Source organism: Rouxiella badensis (genome assembly GCF_026967515.2).
Lineage (GTDB): Bacteria > Pseudomonadota > Gammaproteobacteria > Enterobacterales > Enterobacteriaceae > Rouxiella > Rouxiella badensis.
In genome coordinates, this window is record NZ_CP114062.1 from 2,989,360 (window position 1) to 3,007,472 (window position 18,113).

Genomic DNA, 18,113 nt, shown 5'->3' on the forward strand with positions numbered 1-18,113 from the left:
AATTCTAACTAGGTGGCCACATGCCTTTTTTAGACATTGGCCACGAAACTAAATTTAAAGTAAGGAGAAAAAAGATAATCCCCCCACCACTCGCCTTAGAGAGTTTTTTAATAATTTTTTCTCATCCAGTCATTATAATCCTAGGTGTCATTTCCTCACTCGCCATTAAACAAATTTAAACTGAAGGATAAAATCATTAACGCAGCTATTTTCTCATGATTATTTGACTCTTAAGAAAAACACGAATCTAAAAAGCTAGCTGTATTCTATATACCTTAGCCCGAAATCAATGCAGTCATAAACTAGAGATCTTTGTCTTTACGAAGACTTCGGATAAACTCTGCCAAAGTCATACTATTTAATGAAAAGTGCGCCCTTTCATTATTATATTCTCTGTGCCAGTCATTGATTTTATTATGCACATCTTCCAGGAACAGGAACCAATGAATACTCAGACATTCATCCCGCAGACTGCCTTTAAATGATTCAATAAACGAGTTATCTGTCGGTTTCCAGGACGAGTGAAGTCTAATGTCACACCCTGATCATACTCATTTATCCGAACTTTTCGAGATAAATTTGCTGCCATTATCAGTCTGGATACGTTCTGGCAGGCGTTTATCCGCCCCCTAAGAGCGCCCAGTATACTGACCACATCTTCAAAGTTCAGAGACTTCCCTGCATGGATCGCAAGGCATTCGCGACTAAAATTATCCACCAAAGTTAGTGCCTGGAAGCATCTGTCGTTGAACAGACTATCTAACACAAACTGATCCACGTAGGTTAACACTGAGCGCTTCTGACGATGTACTGCACTAACATGCCTTCTGGGGCGTTTCCTGCAGATTCAGGCCCTACAAAGTAAATCCCATGTGTTTTCTTGTGTTTAATTCCGTCTTATGAGGATATGAATGCGTGGACATCCGAAGCATATCTGTTTTTTGCAATTTCCATGATGCGCCAAGTTATCGCCCTATTATCACGTCGACTCAGCCAGTGGTAAACAGTTCTGTGGGCTGACGCCAATGGAAGCATTACTTAATAGAAAGCGCATCTGGGCTGATAAAAATTTAAGCCTGATGCAAACCAGTATAAATCATCAATAACTGTCAAATCAGTTCTGAGATTATACATCTAATGTCACCACATGAGATACTGTAGCTAAATTAATCAACCCCAAACATTAACTGTTTTTGCATCGAAAATTTTAACTTTTGCGTGAAATCTTGACTCTATTGAACGTATATGTTTAGCATCTTTATCAGAATAAACTCCAATATAAATACTCCATAGTTTTGGTGGTATTTTGTTTTGAGCATGCGTGGCTTTATTGATTGCTTCAATAACATGCTCATCATATTCACCAAAGTTAAAGCCAAAGGTAATCAAAGAGCCATTTAAAGATGATAACTTATCAAAACAGTAAGATAGATATCTATTATGTCTTATGTGGCTAAGTTTTTCGTCACCATTACCTGCAGTTACAAATATTGGATAACTTCCTCTATCAAGCCTTCCTTTAATCTTTTCTATTAGAAAATTACTTTGATCATACTGTTCTTTCTCAATATCAACCCCAGAATCGAAAATATGCAAAGCACCGTGTAAATAATGAATATTTTGCTTATCTTTATTTGGACCCCAAACAAGATTAGAATACTCAGGAGGTTCCCCACGAAGAACCTCATCCATATTTTCTATTTCCCTTCCAAATCCATCGATAGCATTTTCAACATGCTGCCGCATAAGAGCCCAGTACAATAACATATCGTAGTTTGTAGATAATATGTGCCCACCACTTTTAATAAATAAGTTTAAAAATTCCGCGCAAGCGATTATCTTTGTCTCTGGTATCTTATATACATGTTCAGGATGAAGTTGATGTATAGAATTTAGCAAACCATTTTTTAGTTTTTTACTTGCTAAGATAATACTTTCTTGTAATTTAACGTCTGAACCAAAAGCCTCTAACAATGCTAATGTCATATCTAATTGTTGCATTACCAGTTCAAAATTCTTTGTTTTTATTACATCGAACAACTTATTTATTAGCTCATCATCTCTTGAAGTTAAAAAATTATAGAGTGCGTTATATGAAAATATTTCGCTATCATAGGCCATGCTAAAACCATTCCCCATAAGCAATGAATATGGTCTAGATTTTCTATGTAGGTAAGTAATCACTTCATCAAAAGCCATCACTTTCATTTAATTACTCCTAAAAACACGTATATTAGGATATACTTTATATGATACTAAGCACTAAGGCTAAATAAATAGGTAATTAGAAAGAAACTGTAGACTTCATCACAGTTATAGAGGTAGGTGGTCTTTCAAAGAAAGATATTTTATAACACCAAGCAAAGAAACTTACAATACCCCCTAATTTTCTCATCAAAACTATCTCAGTATTATTTTCAGCTACGTTTTTGCAAAGTAAAATAGACTAACATCATTTCTCGATTAGCATCCAGAAAATCGGCCCACTACTTTAGCACAAGACTACGCTCTTCAATGTTGAATATCCTTTCAAAGGTTTGGTGTGGTTACAAACATTATCCATGCAGGAGATATACATAAATGTACTACATCGATAAGTTGATGCAGGTTGACCGAAAAAAAGCAGGCTTTGAGGGGACTGAATTTTTTAGACAAAAAAAGACCTCATCTGAGGTCAATTTACATAATAATCGTAACTAAGACTGGGACTATTTTGGCCCCTAAATTCATCCTATTTCACGAAGCTTAGCAAACTCCCCAATATCTTGCTTCTCCAACCTGTCCACATAATCCCCATACCACTGCAACATTTCCCTACGCTGCTCCAGATACTGTGCATGGTTGTACGTGCCACGAATGGTGTTCTTATCCACATGTGCCAGCTGTAACTCGATCCACGCCGTGTTATAGCCTTGTTCATGTAGAATAGTACTCATCGTGTGCCGGAATCCGTGCCCTGTAGCCTTCCCGTGATACCCAATCCTTTTCAGTACTTGATTGATGCTCGCTTCGCTCATTGGCTTAGTGATGTCATTGCGCCCAGGAAATACCAAGTTATAACGCCCTGTCACTGCCTGGATCTCTCGCAGTGCTGCCACAACTTGATCAGATAGTGGCACCAAGTGAGGCCGACGCATCTTCATCCTTTCTACCGGCACTTCCCAAATTTTCTTGTCGAAATTAAACTCCTTCCATTCGGCCATACGGAGCTCAATAGTTCGAACACCCGTTAACATCAGTATCTTTGTCGCTAGCCGGGTTATTGGGCTACCAGAATAAGCGGCGAGCGATTGTAAGAAAGCAGGAAGTTCATCAGCCAACATGTGTGGGTAATGGACAGATTTTGGAGGGGTTAACGCACTTGCCAACTCAGAAGCAGGATTAGTCTCCGCTCGACCGGTGACTATGGCGTAACGAAACACCTGGTTGCACGCTTGGCGAATTTTGCGCAATTTGTCGAGTACCCCACGCTTTTCGAGTTTACGAAGCGAGCTGAGGATCTCCAGAGGCTTTATCTCTGCAATCGGGCGCTTACCAATATCTGGGAAGATATCGTTTTCAAACGCTTCCATAATGTCTTCGGCATAACCCTTCGACCAGTTTGGGCGTTTGTACTCATGCCATTCCAGAGCAATAGCTTTGAAAGTATTTTCTACAGTCGCCTTGCGAGCCTGTTTCTCAATCTTCTTCTGTTCACTGGGATCAATGGCGTTCGCTACCTGCCGTTTAGCTTCATCTCTTCGTTGCCTGGCTTCGGATAAAGAAATTTCTGGATAGATACCTAACGCCAGCATCTTTTGCTTACCGTCAAAACGGTACTGCAAACGCCAGTATTTAGATCCATTGGGATGAACCATTAAATGCATTCCTTCACCGTCAGTAAGCTTGTAAGGCTTGTCGGTGGGCTTTGCACTTCTTACCTTCACATCGGTTAATGCCATTTGAGGCTCTCCGTTGCTGGTTGTTGGTACAAGATTTCATTGAACGGGGATGTACCATCACATATACCAACAGATACTACTTGATGTGGGTAGATACCGGTAGACTCAGGGAGAGTTTCGATGCGCTAAAACCAGCCAATTCACTGAATTTTAGGCATAAAAAAAGACGTCGATTGACGTCTGTTTACTTCGAAATGGTACGCCCTACAGGGCTCGAACCTGTGACCTACGGCTTAGAAGGCCGTTGCTCTATCCAACTGAGCTAAGGGCGCATTAGACTGCTAAAAGGCAGTACAGCGGACTCGGATTATACGGGCCATCCGAGTTGAGTCAATGGCTTTTGCGTTTACTGCTCAATGCCTGAGCAATTTCACCTAAATTTCTAACTAATACGGCAGCAAGGCTGGTGAAATTAAATAAATTTCAATGATTAGGCCTCTGCCGCCGTTTTTTACGATTTGCCGCATTGGCTTACGACTTTAGCGGTTAAAGGCATCTAAAATGACTCGTGCGGAGGACTCGTAGGCCGCATTCTCTGCTGTTGTGAGCTTTGGATGTAGGCGTTTAACAATGCCACCTTTGCCAACAATGGCCGGTTGGCCGATGTAGACCTGTTTGGCCTCGTCCCACGCGGCGACCGGATACACACTTTGCGCATCGGAGAGCACGGCATCAACCAATCTTGCCGTCGCGGTGGCGATGCCGAAGCTGGTCCAACCTTTGCCCTGCAGAATCGCCCATCCGCCGCCGCGCACCGCCGACTCAAGCTGTAGCCAGTTTGCTTCCCCCTCTACCGCCAGTTCGCTAACCGGGCAGCCGCCGATGTTTACCGTGCTCCAGGCCACAAACTGCGATTCGCCGTGCTCGCCCATCACGTAGCCGTTTACGCTTTTCGGATCGACGCTAAAGAACTCACCGACCACGCGCTTCATACGTGCTGTATCCAGAGAGGTGCCGGTACCCAATACCTGCGCATGCGGCAGTCTACTCACTTTCTGAATTACCTGAGTAATCACGTCGCAGGGATTGGTAATATTGATGATAACGCCATTAAATCCGCTGGCGATGATTTTTGGTGTTACCTCACTCACTGCCTCTCGTGTTTCGGCCAGCTCTTCGAGACGGTCTTCGCGCAGCAGCGTTTTAGGCCCGACGGCGATGACAACAACCTCGGCATCCTCCAGCGCCGCATAATCATTGGCGATCACCTGCACCCGCGAAGCCGTCAGCGAAGCCATATCACGCAGCTCAAGTGCCTGACTGTCAGCCTTCGCTTCATTTTCATCGATCAGGACCAGAACGTCACACAGCCCCTGCGTCACAAGTGAAAATGCCGTATCGGCCCCAACGTGACCCACGCCAATAATGCCTACTTTTCTGGTCATTGCCGCCTTCTCCCTCTTAAAATCGATAAAAGTGCATTTTTACGCGCAGAGGCGTCATCGTTTGTATCTGTTATAAAACGCATAACTCTCGATTCTGTCACGCCTTTTTGCACTTTATTGCTACAAAAATCGGCTATTCGATTAATTTACGTTCATCTTATGATGATTCTGCGCCTGACAGCAGCCGCGCGTTCTGACAAAATAGGCGCATTCCCCGCACTTAATTAATTGATGGATTTATTCCCAGATGGCAGCAAAGATTATTGACGGTAAAACGATTGCGCAGCAGGTTAGAAGCGAAGTCGCTGAAAAAGTTAAACAACGCCTGGCCCAGGGTAAACGCGCCCCAGGACTGGCCGTTGTGCTGGTCGGTCAGAACCCGGCATCACAAATTTATGTTGCCAGCAAACGCAAAGCTTGCGATGAGGTTGGTTTCCTTTCCCGTTCATACGATTTGCCTGCTACCACCACCGAAGGTGAGTTGCTGGCGCTGATTGACCAGCTTAACAACGACGACGCAATCGATGGCATTCTGGTTCAGCTGCCTCTGCCTGCGGGCATCGACAACGTCAAGGTGCTGGAAAACATCCATCCGGACAAAGACGTCGACGGCTTCCATCCTTACAACGTCGGCCGTTTGTGCCAGCGCGCGCCTAAGCTGCGCCCTTGTACCCCACGCGGCATCGTGACGCTGCTTGAGCGTTACAATATCGACACTTTCGGCCTGAACGCCGTGGTTATCGGGGCGTCAAACATCGTAGGTCGCCCGATGAGCATGGAGCTGCTGCTGGCTGGCTGCACCACCACCGTGACTCACCGTTTCACCAAAAACCTGCGCCATCACGTTGAGCATGCCGATTTAGTGGTCGTTGCGGTCGGTAAACCGGGCTTTATTCCGGGAGAATGGATCAAACCGGGTGCTATCGTCATTGATGTGGGTATTAACCGTCTGGAAAGTGGTAAAGTAGTCGGCGATGTGGAATTTGAATCGGCGTCCGAGCGAGCTTCGTACATTACGCCGGTTCCTGGTGGCGTTGGTCCTATGACCGTTGCTACACTTATCCAAAATACCTTGCAGGCTTGCGAGGAATACCACGACGTGAATAATCACTAAGACAGGATGGCATGGAAACTTTTTATCTCGAATCTCACCCGCACGTAGAACTCTGCGACCTGCTCAAATTTATGGGCTGGTGTGAGAGCGGTGCAGCAGCAAAAGCGGTGATTGCCGAAGGTCTGGTTAAGGTCAACGGTCAGGTTGAAACCCGTAAACGTTGCAAAATTCTGGCCGATCAGCAGATTGAATTTGCCAGCAGCAAGATGGTCGTTAAAGCCTCCCAGTAATCAGGCAGACCTATTGCGATAAAAAAAACGGCGGTTAAGCAATTAACCGCCGTTTTTTATTAGTTTATCGGAATGATAAATCTGGAGATTTCGCGTCACATCAGGTCGGTGAGCTAATAACTCCCCAGTAGCTTAGCGAACTAAGTGACTGGGGCGCAGAGTAGCTGAAAAGCTATGATTTATTTACGACGCCAGGTTGTACCAGAGGCACCATCTTCCAAAACAATACCCATTTCATTTAAACGATCGCGCGCCTGGTCGGCCATTGACCAGTTTTTAGTTGCTCGGGCATCGTTGCGCTGCTTGATCAAGGCTTCAATCTCGGCCACTTCACCATCGTCTGCCTGAGCGCCAGACTGTAGGAACTGCTCGGGATCCTGCGCCAGTAAACCCAGTACCCCGGCCAAACGACGCAGCTCGGCAGCAAGGCCATTAGCAGCTTCTGGGTTCTCACTCTTCAAGCGGTTGATATCGCGAGCCATATCAAACAGCACTGAATAAGCCTCTGGAGTATTGAAATCGTCGTCCATTGCCGAACGGAAACGAGCCTCAAACTCTTCCCCACCCGCAGGTTGCGCATTGGCATCTGTACCGCGCAGTGCGGTGTAAAGGCGTTCCATTGATGAACGCGCAAGCTTGAGGTTCTCTTCGCTGTAGTTCAGCTGGCTGCGGTAATGGCCAGACATCAGGAAGTAACGCACGCTTTCGGCGTCGTAATACTTGAGAACGTCACGCACGGTAAAGAAGTTATCCAATGATTTGGACATCTTTTCGCGGTCAATCATCACCATACCCGAGTGCATCCAGGTATTGACGTAAGGACCATCGTGCGCACAGCAAGACTGGGCAATTTCGTTTTCGTGGTGCGGGAACATCAGGTCGGAACCGCCGCCGTGAATATCAAAATGGGTGCCCAGCTGTTTGCAGTTCATCGCCGAACATTCGATATGCCAGCCCGGACGGCCGTTGCCCCACGGTGAATTCCAGCTCGGTTCGCCCTCTTTGGACATTTTCCACAGCACGAAGTCCATCGGGTTACGCTTGACATCGGCGACTTCGACGCGAGCTCCAGCCTGCAACTGGTCAAGATCCTGACGCGACAGGATGCCGTAATCAGCATCGCTTTCAACGGAGAACATCACGTCACCATTGACGGCAACGTAGGCATGATCGCGGTCGATCAGGCGCTGAACCAGTTCAACGATCTCGGCAATGTGATGCGTCGCGCGCGGTTCGAGATCGGGAGGAAGGATCCCTAACGCCTCGAAATCAGCATGCATTTCAGCAATCATGCGATCGGTAAGATCGTTAAAACCTTCGCCATTTTCAGCAGCACGTCTAATGATTTTGTCGTCGATGTCGGTGATATTACGCACATATTTAAGCGCATAACCGGAATAACGCAGGTAGCGAGCCACGACGTCGAAAGAGACAAAAGTACGGCCATGCCCAATGTGACAGAGGTCGTAAACGGTAATCCCACACACGTACATACCGACTTTTCCGGCATGAATTGGTTTAAATTCCTCTTTTTGGCGACTCAGGGTGTTAAAAATCTTCAGCATCGAGCTATTCCAATTGTGTTGTGGGTAAATTACTTAAAATGCAAAAAACGTGCGTGTGATAATAATGCTCATAATATAACGAAAAGCCCGCTACCGAAACGGTATAAGCCGCTCATCAACATATTGACGCATTCTATTGTTATAACATAACAAATTAAACAGCATCCAGGCGCTTTGCCGCACCTTATATTAGCGGCCAGCGAGCAAGAAGCTGACGGCTACTTTTGAGTTATGGTATAAGAAAAGGCTATAGTACTGCCTCATTATGAGTAAACACTAACAAAAGCAGGATGATTATTATGGTCACTTTTCACACCAATCACGGCGACATCGTTATCAACACCTTTGCTGACAAAGCGCCAGTCACCGTTGAAAACTTCCTGAACTATTGCCGTAAAGGGTTCTACGACAACACAATTTTCCACCGTGTCATTAACGGCTTCATGATCCAGGGCGGCGGTTTCGAGCCAGGCATGAATCAGAAAAACACCGACGCACCTATCAAAAACGAAGCGAACAACGGTCTGAAAAACACCCGTGGTACGCTGGCAATGGCGCGCACTAACGATCCACATTCTGCAACTGCTCAGTTCTTTATCAACGTTGTTGATAACGATTTCCTGAACTTCAGCGGCCAGAACGCACAGGGTTGGGGCTATTGCGTATTCGCAGAAGTGACCGACGGTCTGGATGTTGTAGAAAAAATCAAAGCAGTTAAAACCGGTCGCAGCGGTATGCACCAGGACGTTCCAGTAGAAGACGTGATCATCAAAAGCGTTACCGTTAGCGAATAACGCACGCAGGAATGACAACGTTTTTTATCGCAGATATCCATCTTTGCGCACAGGAACCGGCAATCACTGCCGGTTTTCTGCGTTTTTTGCGGGAGGTTGCCCCGCAGGCCGAGGCGCTCTATATTCTGGGCGATTTGTTTGAAGCCTGGATTGGCGACGACGATCCCCAGCCTTTACACGCAGAAATCTCTCGTGCACTCAATCAATTACATCAACAGGGCGTACCCTGCTTTTTCATTCACGGCAATCGGGATTTTTTGCTGGGCCGACGTTTTGCCCGCGACAGCCTGATGACGCTGCTGCCTGAAGAGAAGGTGCTGGAACTTTACGGCCGCAGAGTGCTTATCCTGCACGGTGATACGCTGTGTACTGATGACGTGGGCTATCAAAAGTTTCGCAAAAAAGTGCATAACCCACTGATTCAAAAAATATTCTTAATGCTTCCGCTCAAATGGCGTTTGGCGATTGCCGCCAAAATGCGGGCGGGGAGCAAGGCGTCGAACGGCCATAAAGACATGAGCATCATGGACGTCAACCCTCAGGCCGTCGTGCAGCAAATGCAGGCCCACGGCGTTGAATGGATGATCCATGGCCACACGCATCGGCCCGCCATTCATCCGGTCGAGCTGGGCAAAACCCTGGGTCATCGTGCCGTGCTCGGGGCATGGCACGAAGAAGGTTCAATGGTGAAGGTCACGCCCGAAGGCGTAGAACTCGTCACCTTCCCATTTTAACCGGTAAAGATTAAGCCGGTACTCCGCTGTGAAAACGGAACTGTTGGTCTGGTGACAGAATCAGTTCCGCCTCTACCCTGCCTAACTCCTCGACGCGATCGCTGATGTCCACTCCAGCATACTGCTGCGCCAGTGACAGATAATCCTGGAAATGACGCGCTTCGGAACGCAACAGTGAGGTGTAGAATCGCGACAGCGTTTCATCAAGATGCGGGGCAATCTTGGCAAAACGCTCGCACGAGCGCGCTTCGATGTATGCACCAATAATCAGTCTGTCGACCAGAAGATTCAGCTCATCGTGATGGCGTGAATGTTTGAGCAAGCCATTGGCGTAGCGAGATGGCGTAAGAACCTCATAATTTATGCCGCGCTTTTGCATAATATCCACCACCTGCTCGAAATGGTGCAGTTCTTCGCGCGCGAGACGTGCTGCGCAAAACAGCAGTTCGGTGCGGTCAAGATAGCGGGTCATCAAACTCATCGCCGAGGCGGCGGCTTTCTTTTCGCAGTTGGCGTGGTCGATCAGCATAATTTCCTGATTAACCAAGGCAACGTCTACCCAACGTGCCGGGGTTTCGCAGTGCAGAAAGTCATTGATCGGAGCCAGTAAATCTTCAGTCATGGCGATAATTCCAGGTAAAGTCTGTGAAATTTGTTATCCCTTGATTATATGCGCAAAGTCATCGCAGTTGCAGCAATGCTGGCTACGCAACCGTTTTCCTTGCGGATTTGCCGTGCTATTATTTGCGCCCTCTCGGTCAGGTAATCATTCATGTTTACGCCGCTACCTGACAACGCTTGCATAATCACAGGAGCTTTACAGGCATGACATCCAACGTTACCCCGGCAAAAATCGCTATCGTCATGGGGTCTAAAAGTGACTGGGCTACCATGCAGTTCGCTGCTGACGTCCTCACAACGCTGAATATTCCTTTTCATGTCGAGATTGTCTCCGCTCACCGCACGCCGGACAAACTGTTCAGCTTTGCCGAGCAGGCGTCTGAAAAAGGTCTGGATGTAATCATCGCCGGTGCCGGTGGCGCTGCACACCTTCCGGGCATGATTGCTGCAAAAACGCTGGTTCCTGTCCTCGGGGTGCCGGTACAGAGCGCGGCACTGAGCGGCGTTGACAGCCTTTATTCCATCGTGCAGATGCCACGCGGTATCCCGGTCGGTACGCTGGCGATTGGTAAAGCGGGTGCGGCTAACGCAGCCCTGCTGGCGGCTCAGATTCTGGCGCTACACGACACGCGCATCGCAGAGGCTCTCGCCGCCTGGCGTAAAGAGCAAACCGACGAAGTGCTGAACAATCCCGATCCGCGGGAGGAAGCATGAAGCCGGTCTGCGTACTTGGAAACGGCCAGTTAGGCCGCATGCTGCGTCAGGCAGGTGAGCCGCTGGGCATCGCCGTTTATCCGGTTGGGATTGACGCAGAGCCTGAAGCCGTTCCTTTCCAGAATAGCGTGATCACTGCCGAAGTTGAACGCTGGCCAGAAACCGCGCTGACTCGCGAACTGGCGAGCCATACCGGCTTTGTAAACCGCGACATTTTCCCGCGTCTGGCCGACCGCCTGACGCAAAAACAGCTGCTCGACCAGCTGGGTCTGGCAACGGCCCCGTGGCAACTGCTGGCTGACGCCTCAGAGTGGAACAGCATCTACGCGAACATAGGCGAGTTGGCTATCGTTAAGCGCCGCATTGGCGGTTACGACGGTCGTGGCCAATGGCGCTTCCGCCAGGGCGAAGAAACCGCTCTGCCAGAGGACTGCTACGGCGAGTGCATCGTTGAGCAAGGCATCAATTTTTCGGGTGAAGTCTCGCTGGTTGGTGCTCGCAGCCATGACGGCAAGACGGTGTTTTACCCGCTGACTCACAACCTGCATCAGGACGGCATTTTGCGCACTAGCGTCGCATTGCCGACACCGAACGCTGCCCAGCAGCAACAGGCTGAGTCCATGCTTGCCGCGATTATGAACGAGCTTGGCTACGTCGGCGTCATGGCGATGGAGTGCTTCGTGGTTGCGGAAGGTCTGTTGATTAACGAACTGGCGCCTCGCGTGCACAACAGCGGCCACTGGACGCAAAATGGCGCGTCTATCAGCCAGTTTGAGCTACATCTGCGCGCTATCCTCGACCTGCCGCTGCCAACCCCGGTTGTCAGTACGCCGTCGGTGATGGTTAACCTGATTGGCACCGATGTAAACAACGAGTGGCTGAGCCAGCCGCTGGTGAATCTGCACTGGTACGAGAAAGAAGTCAGAGCCGGTCGCAAGGTTGGGCACCTCAACCTCAACGACGCCAATCCCCTGTTGCTGAAGGATAATTTGCAGGCGCTGGTTCCCATGCTGCCCGCCGAATATGCCAGCGGCATCGCCTGGGCGCTTGAGAAGCTTTAGTTTAGCTGAACAATAAAATTGGAAGTCGCGACTCCTCTAGGGGCAGTGAGCTAACGCAAGCTGCCCTTTTCTCTTTGAAAATTAGCATTATTTTTATCTCCCCTCCGCTTATCCCCAACGATAATTAGCACACTCTCAAAAAAATCACGTCTTAATCCTAAACTTTTACTACTCTTATTTTTGGGATAAAGAGGGTTGAGACTTTTCCGAATAATTCAGGCGCACAAAGAGGCATCTGAAATCGCAAAGCAATTTCTATTTTGACGTTTTTTCTTGTAACCCGGGAAGTGGTTTGATTTTTAAATAAAAATTAAATAACAGGAAAATGCTGATGTTTAGATTAGACATAAATGCCCTGCGATTTATCGCGGTGGCATCAGTTGTTCTGTTCCACTTTCAAATTAATTTTCTGCCGGGCGGCTATGCGGGGGTCGACGTTTTCTTTGTAATCTCAGGCTATCTCATGAACGAGATAATCTCCAGACAACCCGTCACACTGTCTTCATCTATCTGATTTTATAAGAAAAGATTCAAAAGGATATATCCCGCGCTGCTGGCAGCCGTCACACTTTATGCAATTATTCTCTTGATAATCAGCCCTCCCAACAGCTTCAAGGATTCTTTTAAAGAGATCGTCCCTGCACTGACATTTACCTCTAATATTTTTTATCTGAAAACCGCGTCGGGCTATTTCTCCAATGCCGCTGACTTTTACTTCCTGCTGCATACCTGGTCGCTGGGTGTAGAATTCCAGTTTTATCTCTGCCTGCCAATATTTTTATTTATTGTTCAGAAGCTGAGAGTCAAGAAGGTGCTTGCCTATGCGTTGATCACCGCAGCGTCATTGGTGTTATGCATTCTGATAGCAAAAAGCCACCCTCAGGCAAACTTCTATCTCCTGCCTACCCGAGCCTGGGAGCTTTTTCTCGGCGCAATGGCATCCAGCATAAAGTGGGAAAATAAATATAAAAAGACCACGGAAATCGTTTGTCTGGTCTTAATTGTCGGCTTCGTTTTAACCTATAAAGAAACAGCCTTCTGGCCCAGCTATCCGACGCTTATCCCTGCTATCGCCACTGCCCTTATTCTGCATGCCGGCGTCAAAAATGAGCAAGTACTGCTAAAAAATCATTACATCCAAAAGATTGGTAAATGGTCTTATTCTATTTATCTGGTTCATTGGCCTATTGTTTCGCTTTTTTATACCAATAACATTGCTTTCTCATTGGCGAATCAGCTTATTGGCATCGCAGTGTCCATATTCCTCGGATACCTGTCTTATGAATTAGTCGAACAGAAGGTTAGATTCTCATGGCTCAAAACCCCGACGGCGGCCATCTGTATTGTGGCGCTGTTCTTTGGGCTTTCATCGGCATCAGTTTCCAGCCAATGGTTGAGCAAAGACGTGGTCTCACTGGATAAATACAGTAACTACATCACCACTGACGCAGGTAAAACGCAGTTTGGGCAGTTGCCGGCACTGTGCTTTATTGAGGGTAGCAATTTGGATTTCAACTATAAGGCCTGCGTTCCAGATAACCAAAAAGGCAAAACCATTTTGTTGCTCGGCGACAGTCACGCCGCTGAATTTTCAGCAGCATTGAAGAAGGAATATAAGAACGATACCGTTCTTCAGGTCACTGCCGCAGGCTGTCCGGCGATTATCGATTCCGTGGGTTCATCACCCTGCGTCAATCTGATGAATTACGCGTTCAATAAACTCATCCCATCGAGAAAAATAGACGCAATTATCGTGGCAAGCGACTGGTATAACTTCCACACCTATAACGACATCAATAAAGGCATTGAGAAGACCCAGCTTTATCTACAGAAGTTCACGCCAAACGTTTATTTCATCACCCAAACCAAACACTTTAAACCCACCGTCTATCGCTTATTGCAAATTCATGGCAAAACGGCGGATATCAATAGTCTGAGAGAGCGTGACACCGAGGAAACCTATAACGACATGAGAACGCTCTCATCCATTGACCATATCAAGTTCTTTGATCTTTATAACTATGGCTGCCAAGGCAAGCAGTGCGTCTTTGTGAAGGATAATACCGTTCCGATGTTCTTCGACGATAACCACTATAACTACGAATGGACGCGCGAGATAGTGCACGACGTGATAGCAAAAAATATCTAGAGGCGTTTACCGGCGTGGAAAACCACGCCGGTAGTTTTCGTCAAGGTATGACAATCAGCCCTGATAACTGCGGAACAAGGCTTTGCCGCGTAAGAGTCTAATCCCCAGCCAGCCGCCGCACAGCGATAGCAGCACCGCACTCAGGAGAGGCACCGACCACCACAGGACCATATTTGGCTGCCACGGGAAGTCGAAGACTTTACGCTGCAGCAGCCAAAGCGCAGCCTCGGCGCCCACTGCGGCGGCTATGCCTGCGACTAATCCCAGCACCGCGAACTCACACCACAGCGTACTGCGCAGCAGTTTTTTGCTGGCTCCCAGCGTACGGTAAACCACCAGCTCCTGACGGCGCTGACGCATACCGACCTGAATCTGCGCCAGCAACAGCAGCCCGCCACAGAGGATGACCAGGATAACCATCACCTCAAGCGCGCGGCTAACCTGCTGAAGCACATCACCAATCTGGCGCAGGATTGAGCCGATATCCAGCAGGCTTAGCGTCGGGAACTGTCTGTTTAGCTCCACCAGCAGCTGTCCGTTTTCCTGATAATGGAAACTGGTTAGCCAGCTTTGCGGCTGCGCATCGAGCGCGCCCGGCGGGAAGATAAAGTAGAAATTAGGCCGCAGGCTGTCCCAATCGACCTTACGCAGGCTGGTAACTTTGGCACTGAAATCCTGCGTATCGCCGCTAAAGGTCACGGTATCGCCCAGCTTGATGTTCAGACGCTCGGCGATGCCCTGATCGATAGACACCTCACCCGCTTTCGGCGGGCCCTCGCCGGAAATCACCTGATTATGCGACGGCAGTCCCTGCATCCAGGTAAGGTTTAATTCACGGTCCAGCGCCTCACGCCCTGCATCACCCGGGTGGACAAGGTCAGTCGCATCCTGCTGGTTAATTTTGGTGAGCCTGACCCGCACGATAGGGTAGAACGTATCCGGCTCAACCTTGTGCTGGCGCAGGAAGTCAGTCACCTGCGGCACCTGCTCCCTGGTGATATTTAGCAGGAAATAGTTAGGACTATCAGGCGGCAGCTGCTGCTGCCATTGGCTGAGCAGGTCACCTCGCAGTACCAGCAGGAGCGACAGCAGCATGAATGACATCGAAAACGCGGCCAGCTGACTCAGCGTTACCCAGGGTTGGCGCAACAGCCTATTGATAGCCAACCGCAGGCCAAGATGGCTAACGGTCAAGCGGCGAAGGACAAGCAGGCTGAACCAGCCAATCCCCCCCAGCAGCAGTGAGAGCACCACAATACCGCCCAACAGCGCCCAAAGCAGAGAACTGTTGCCAACCAGCGCGACCAGCAGTCCAACCACCACCAAAATAATCACCGGCAGGAAATAGCGCAGCGGCCAGACATTGGCGACGACGTCCTGCCTCAACACACGCAGCGGCAGCGTCGCCGACAGCTGGCGGTAAGGCCGCAGGCCCACCAGCAGCGAAATAATGACCAATGCCCCCATCGACCACACCCACGGCCAGAGACCCGCAGGGGGTAATTTTGAGGGTAACACCGGCGCCAGCATTTTCATTAACAGGGCCTCAAAGCCCAGCCCGATAATACTGCCCGCTATCGCCGCCAACACTAAAACGGCGACCCATTGCCCAATAATCAATTTTTGCAGCGCACGTCGCCCTGCTCCAAGCGTTTTCAGCACCGCCACCAAATCGTAACGACTGCGGCAGTAATGGTTCATCGAGACCGCAACCGCGGCAATCGACAGCATTAGCGTCAGCAGCGCTGACAGGGTGAGGAATTGCTGCGAACGTTGCAGAGAACGGCTCAACGCCCCGTCAGACTCTTCCATGCCATACCAGCGCTGGTCCGGGCGCAATAGCCCCTTCACCGCTTCGCCGTAGGTTGCAATATTCTGCGCCGAACCGGCAAACATATAACGGTAGGTCAAACGGCTGCCAGGCTGAATCGCACCGGTTTTAGGTACGTCCTGCAAATTCATGATAACTCTCGGCGCGGTCTGGAACGGGTTAAACCCGGAGTCAGGCTCCTGATTAATCACCGCCGCAATACGCAGCGTGGTATCGCCAACGTCGAGGTTGTCTCCGACCTTCAGATTCAGCAACGCCAGCAGTCGAGGCGCAACCAGCACAGTGCCCGGCTGCGGCTTGACGCCCGGAGGCTGGGTGTCGAGATTGCCGTACAGCGGATACGCCAGATCGGTCGCCTTGACCGACGCCAGCTGCGGCGTATTACCGGCAAAGGTCATGGTCATGAACGACAGCTGGCGGCTGACCTTCAGCCCCTGCTGCTGCGCGTCCTGGATCCAGGCTTCGGTAATCGGCCTGGCGGACTCCAACACACGGTCACCGGCAATAAAGTCTCGGCTTTGCTCACTCAGCCCTTTGTCCATACGGTCACTGATGCTGCCAAGTGCCAATACGCAGGCCACGGCCAGCGTTAATGAGAGCCAGACAATCAGCAGCGAGGGCGATCGCCATTCACGCCAAAACCAACGCCAAATCATGCATCCTCCCACAATTTTCCGTCACGCAGTCGCAGGCGCCTCTGACAGCGCGCGGCAAGTTGCTCATCATGGGTAACCAAAATCAGCGTGGTGTGATTATCGCGGTTAAACGAGAACAGCAGGTCGGCGATGCGTTCGCCGGTATGACGGTCAAGATTTCCGGTCGGTTCATCGGCGAAAAGCAGTTTAGGCTTGCCGATAAAGGCGCGCGCCAGCGCAACGCGCTGCTGCTCACCGCCGGAAAGCTGCGCCGGCAGATGATGTAAACGCTCGCCAAGGCCCAGCTGTTTCAACAATTGCACCGCTTGTTCGCGGCTGCTGGCGTCGGTTTCTCCACGCAGCAACGCCGGAAGCTGCACATTTTCGAGGGCGTTCAGGGTCGGTACCAGCATGAACGACTGGAAGACAAAACCGACATTTTTGGCACGCAGCGCCGCACGCCTTTCTTCATTTAGCGCTGATAAGGGTTTTCCCAGCAGCGTGACTTCACCGCTGCTGCCATCATCCAAACCGGCAAGAATACCGAGTAACGTTGATTTTCCTGAACCCGACTCGCCGATCAGCGCAATAGTCTGAGCGGGTTTGACAACCAGCTCAACACCGGACAGGATGGATAACTCATGTTCACCCTGACCAACGTGTTTACTAAGATGATGAACTTCAAGTACGTTTTCCGCTGGCATCTTCCCTTCCTTCTGTTGATGGGAATGTTAAGTTTTCGCGCCGTTGCTGCTGATACGCTGCTGATCGTAGGCGACAGTTTGAGTGCCGTTTACCGATTACCGGCAAACACTTCATGGCCCACGCTACTGAATAATCAGTGGAAAAAGCGTGGTGGCCTGCCTGATATTGTCAACGCAAGCATCAGCGGTGATACGTCTGCGCAAGGTCTGGCTCGCCTGCCTGGACTGCTGCAACAGCATCACCCGCGCTGGGTGTTGATTGAGCTGGGCGCTAACGACGGGCTGCGCGGTTTTGCGCCGCAGACCATCAGCCAAACGCTCGGCCAGATAGTGACTTTGGTGAAGCAGGCCCATGCCGAGCCGCTGTTAATGCAGATTCGTCTGCCGCCAAACTACGGTAAACGCTACAACGATGCGTTTTATGCGATTTATCCGGCACTGGCCAAACAGGCTGATATCCCGCTGGTTCCTTTCTTTATGGAACAGGTCGCTATCAAACCAGAATGGATGCAGGACGACGGGCTTCACCCGAATCAGGCGGCGCAAAGCTTTATTGCCGACTGGATGTCCGGCAAGCTGGCACCTTTGGTTGCTCCATCAATGAGTAAACCATAATCTCCAAATATTTGGGGCGT

General features: G+C 49.5%; 15 protein-coding genes, 1 tRNA gene and 2 pseudogenes. 9 read left to right on the forward strand and 9 right to left on the reverse strand.

Translation table 11 applies throughout. The features are described from left to right. Positions 1 to 302: 302 nt before the first annotated feature. The 5 genes and pseudogenes from O1V65_RS23175 to O1V65_RS13870 form a co-directional block, all read right to left on the reverse strand. A pseudogene (locus tag O1V65_RS23175) lies at positions 303 to 1,011 on the reverse strand (integrase core domain-containing protein); the annotation flags it as partial. Between the two features lie 159 nt (positions 1,012 to 1,170). Continuing rightward, positions 1,171 to 2,208: a DUF4917 family protein gene (locus O1V65_RS13855; RefSeq protein WP_269129813.1), complete on the reverse strand. Its 1,038-nt coding sequence runs from the start codon at positions 2,206 to 2,208 to the stop codon at positions 1,171 to 1,173. Between the two features lie 518 nt (positions 2,209 to 2,726). Continuing rightward, positions 2,727 to 3,941: a tyrosine-type recombinase/integrase gene (locus tag O1V65_RS13860; protein WP_269129814.1), complete on the reverse strand. Its 1,215-nt coding sequence runs from the start codon at positions 3,939 to 3,941 to the stop codon at positions 2,727 to 2,729. Positions 3,942 to 4,136: 195 nt separating this feature from the next. Then, positions 4,137 to 4,213 (reverse strand) — tRNA-Arg (locus O1V65_RS13865). 207 nt (positions 4,214 to 4,420) lie between these two features. Further along, a complete protein-coding gene (locus O1V65_RS13870; RefSeq protein WP_227952621.1) occupies positions 4,421 to 5,326 on the reverse strand; it encodes an L-lactate dehydrogenase in 906 nt (301 codons plus the stop codon). Positions 5,327 to 5,573: 247 nt separating this feature from the next. Here O1V65_RS13870 and folD point away from each other — a divergent pair, with 247 nt between their 5' ends. Together folD and ybcJ are read left to right on the forward strand one after the other, a co-directional pair. Then, entirely contained in the window at positions 5,574 to 6,440 is an 867-nt protein-coding gene (folD, locus tag O1V65_RS13875) for a bifunctional methylenetetrahydrofolate dehydrogenase/methenyltetrahydrofolate cyclohydrolase FolD (protein ID WP_017492640.1), read from the forward strand. Between the two features lie 11 nt (positions 6,441 to 6,451). Further along, positions 6,452 to 6,670, forward strand: a complete 219-nt coding sequence (gene ybcJ, locus O1V65_RS13880; protein WP_017492641.1) for a ribosome-associated protein YbcJ — start codon at positions 6,452 to 6,454, stop codon at positions 6,668 to 6,670. Positions 6,671 to 6,849: 179 nt separating this feature from the next. Here the strand turns inward: ybcJ and cysS are convergent, their stop codons facing one another. Beyond that, positions 6,850 to 8,235, reverse strand: a complete 1,386-nt coding sequence (gene cysS, locus O1V65_RS13885) for a cysteine--tRNA ligase (protein WP_084911906.1) — start codon at positions 8,233 to 8,235, stop codon at positions 6,850 to 6,852. Between the two features lie 299 nt (positions 8,236 to 8,534). Here cysS and ppiB point away from each other — a divergent pair, with 299 nt between their 5' ends. Together ppiB and lpxH are read left to right on the forward strand one after the other, a co-directional pair. Beyond that, a complete protein-coding gene (gene ppiB, locus O1V65_RS13890; RefSeq protein WP_017492643.1) occupies positions 8,535 to 9,029 on the forward strand; it encodes a peptidylprolyl isomerase B in 495 nt (164 codons plus the stop codon). Positions 9,030 to 9,040: 11 nt separating this feature from the next. Continuing rightward, complete coding sequence (lpxH, locus tag O1V65_RS13895; protein ID WP_165429729.1) at positions 9,041 to 9,763, forward strand: UDP-2,3-diacylglucosamine diphosphatase; 723 nt, start codon at positions 9,041 to 9,043, stop codon at positions 9,761 to 9,763. A gap of 10 nt (positions 9,764 to 9,773) precedes the next feature. Here lpxH and O1V65_RS13900 read toward each other — a convergent pair whose 3' ends face one another. Beyond that, entirely contained in the window at positions 9,774 to 10,385 is a 612-nt protein-coding gene (locus O1V65_RS13900) for a MiaE family protein (RefSeq protein ID WP_084911908.1), read from the reverse strand. 203 nt (positions 10,386 to 10,588) lie between these two features. On the opposite strand from O1V65_RS13900, the gene purE reads away from it, so the two are divergent. The 4 genes and pseudogenes from purE to O1V65_RS13920 all read left to right on the forward strand — a co-directional run bounded on the left by purE (position 10,589) and on the right by O1V65_RS13920 (position 14,308). Next, positions 10,589 to 11,098, forward strand: a complete 510-nt coding sequence (gene purE, locus O1V65_RS13905) for a 5-(carboxyamino)imidazole ribonucleotide mutase (protein ID WP_017492646.1) — start codon at positions 10,589 to 10,591, stop codon at positions 11,096 to 11,098. Then, positions 11,095 to 12,159: a 5-(carboxyamino)imidazole ribonucleotide synthase gene (gene purK / locus O1V65_RS13910; protein WP_269129815.1), complete on the forward strand. Its 1,065-nt coding sequence runs from the start codon at positions 11,095 to 11,097 to the stop codon at positions 12,157 to 12,159. The genes purE and purK overlap by 4 nt, the downstream gene beginning before the upstream one ends. A 331-nt stretch (positions 12,160 to 12,490) precedes the next feature. Next, positions 12,491 to 13,426 (forward strand): annotated as a pseudogene (locus tag O1V65_RS13915) (acyltransferase family protein); the annotation flags it as partial. Positions 13,427 to 13,564: 138 nt separating this feature from the next. Beyond that, a complete protein-coding gene (locus O1V65_RS13920) occupies positions 13,565 to 14,308 on the forward strand; it encodes an SGNH hydrolase domain-containing protein (protein ID WP_269130527.1) in 744 nt (247 codons plus the stop codon). 54 nt (positions 14,309 to 14,362) lie between these two features. On the opposite strand, the gene ybbP is transcribed toward O1V65_RS13920, so the two are convergent. Together ybbP and ybbA are read right to left on the reverse strand one after the other, a co-directional pair. Beyond that, entirely contained in the window at positions 14,363 to 16,795 is a 2,433-nt protein-coding gene (ybbP, locus tag O1V65_RS13925; RefSeq protein ID WP_269129816.1) for a putative ABC transporter permease subunit YbbP, read from the reverse strand. After that, positions 16,792 to 17,478 (reverse strand): putative ABC transporter ATP-binding protein YbbA, encoded by a 687-nt coding sequence (gene ybbA / locus O1V65_RS13930; RefSeq protein WP_017492650.1) that lies wholly within the window; start codon positions 17,476 to 17,478, stop codon positions 16,792 to 16,794. The genes ybbP and ybbA overlap by 4 nt, the downstream gene beginning before the upstream one ends. Between ybbA and tesA the strand changes: the two genes are divergently transcribed. Next, positions 17,446 to 18,093, forward strand: a complete 648-nt coding sequence (tesA, locus tag O1V65_RS13935; protein WP_139802759.1) for a multifunctional acyl-CoA thioesterase I/protease I/lysophospholipase L1 — start codon at positions 17,446 to 17,448, stop codon at positions 18,091 to 18,093. The two genes, ybbA and tesA, sit on opposite strands and share 33 nt — an antisense overlap. Positions 18,094 to 18,113 lie beyond the last annotated feature (20 nt).

Bases quoted from the DNA above. Each gene is read 5' to 3' on its own strand.
- O1V65_RS13855 (WP_269129813.1), bottom strand. From the start codon at position 2,208: ATGAAAGTGATGGCTTTTGATGAAGTGATTACTTACCTACATAGAAAA.
- O1V65_RS13860 (WP_269129814.1), bottom strand. From the start codon at position 3,941: ATGGCATTAACCGATGTGAAGGTAAGAAGTGCAAAGCCCACCGACAAG.
- O1V65_RS13870 (WP_227952621.1), bottom strand. From the start codon at position 5,326: ATGACCAGAAAAGTAGGCATTATTGGCGTGGGTCACGTTGGGGCCGAT.
- folD (WP_017492640.1), top strand. From the start codon at position 5,574: ATGGCAGCAAAGATTATTGACGGTAAAACGATTGCGCAGCAGGTTAGA.
- ybcJ (WP_017492641.1), top strand. From the start codon at position 6,452: ATGGAAACTTTTTATCTCGAATCTCACCCGCACGTAGAACTCTGCGAC.
- cysS (WP_084911906.1), bottom strand. From the start codon at position 8,235: ATGCTGAAGATTTTTAACACCCTGAGTCGCCAAAAAGAGGAATTTAAA.
- ppiB (WP_017492643.1), top strand. From the start codon at position 8,535: ATGGTCACTTTTCACACCAATCACGGCGACATCGTTATCAACACCTTT.
- lpxH (WP_165429729.1), top strand. From the start codon at position 9,041: ATGACAACGTTTTTTATCGCAGATATCCATCTTTGCGCACAGGAACCG.
- O1V65_RS13900 (WP_084911908.1), bottom strand. From the start codon at position 10,385: ATGACTGAAGATTTACTGGCTCCGATCAATGACTTTCTGCACTGCGAA.
- purE (WP_017492646.1), top strand. From the start codon at position 10,589: ATGACATCCAACGTTACCCCGGCAAAAATCGCTATCGTCATGGGGTCT.
- purK (WP_269129815.1), top strand. From the start codon at position 11,095: ATGAAGCCGGTCTGCGTACTTGGAAACGGCCAGTTAGGCCGCATGCTG.
- ybbP (WP_269129816.1), bottom strand. From the start codon at position 16,795: ATGATTTGGCGTTGGTTTTGGCGTGAATGGCGATCGCCCTCGCTGCTG.
- tesA (WP_139802759.1), top strand. From the start codon at position 17,446: ATGATGAACTTCAAGTACGTTTTCCGCTGGCATCTTCCCTTCCTTCTG.
- ybbA (WP_017492650.1), bottom strand. From the start codon at position 17,478: ATGCCAGCGGAAAACGTACTTGAAGTTCATCATCTTAGTAAACACGTT.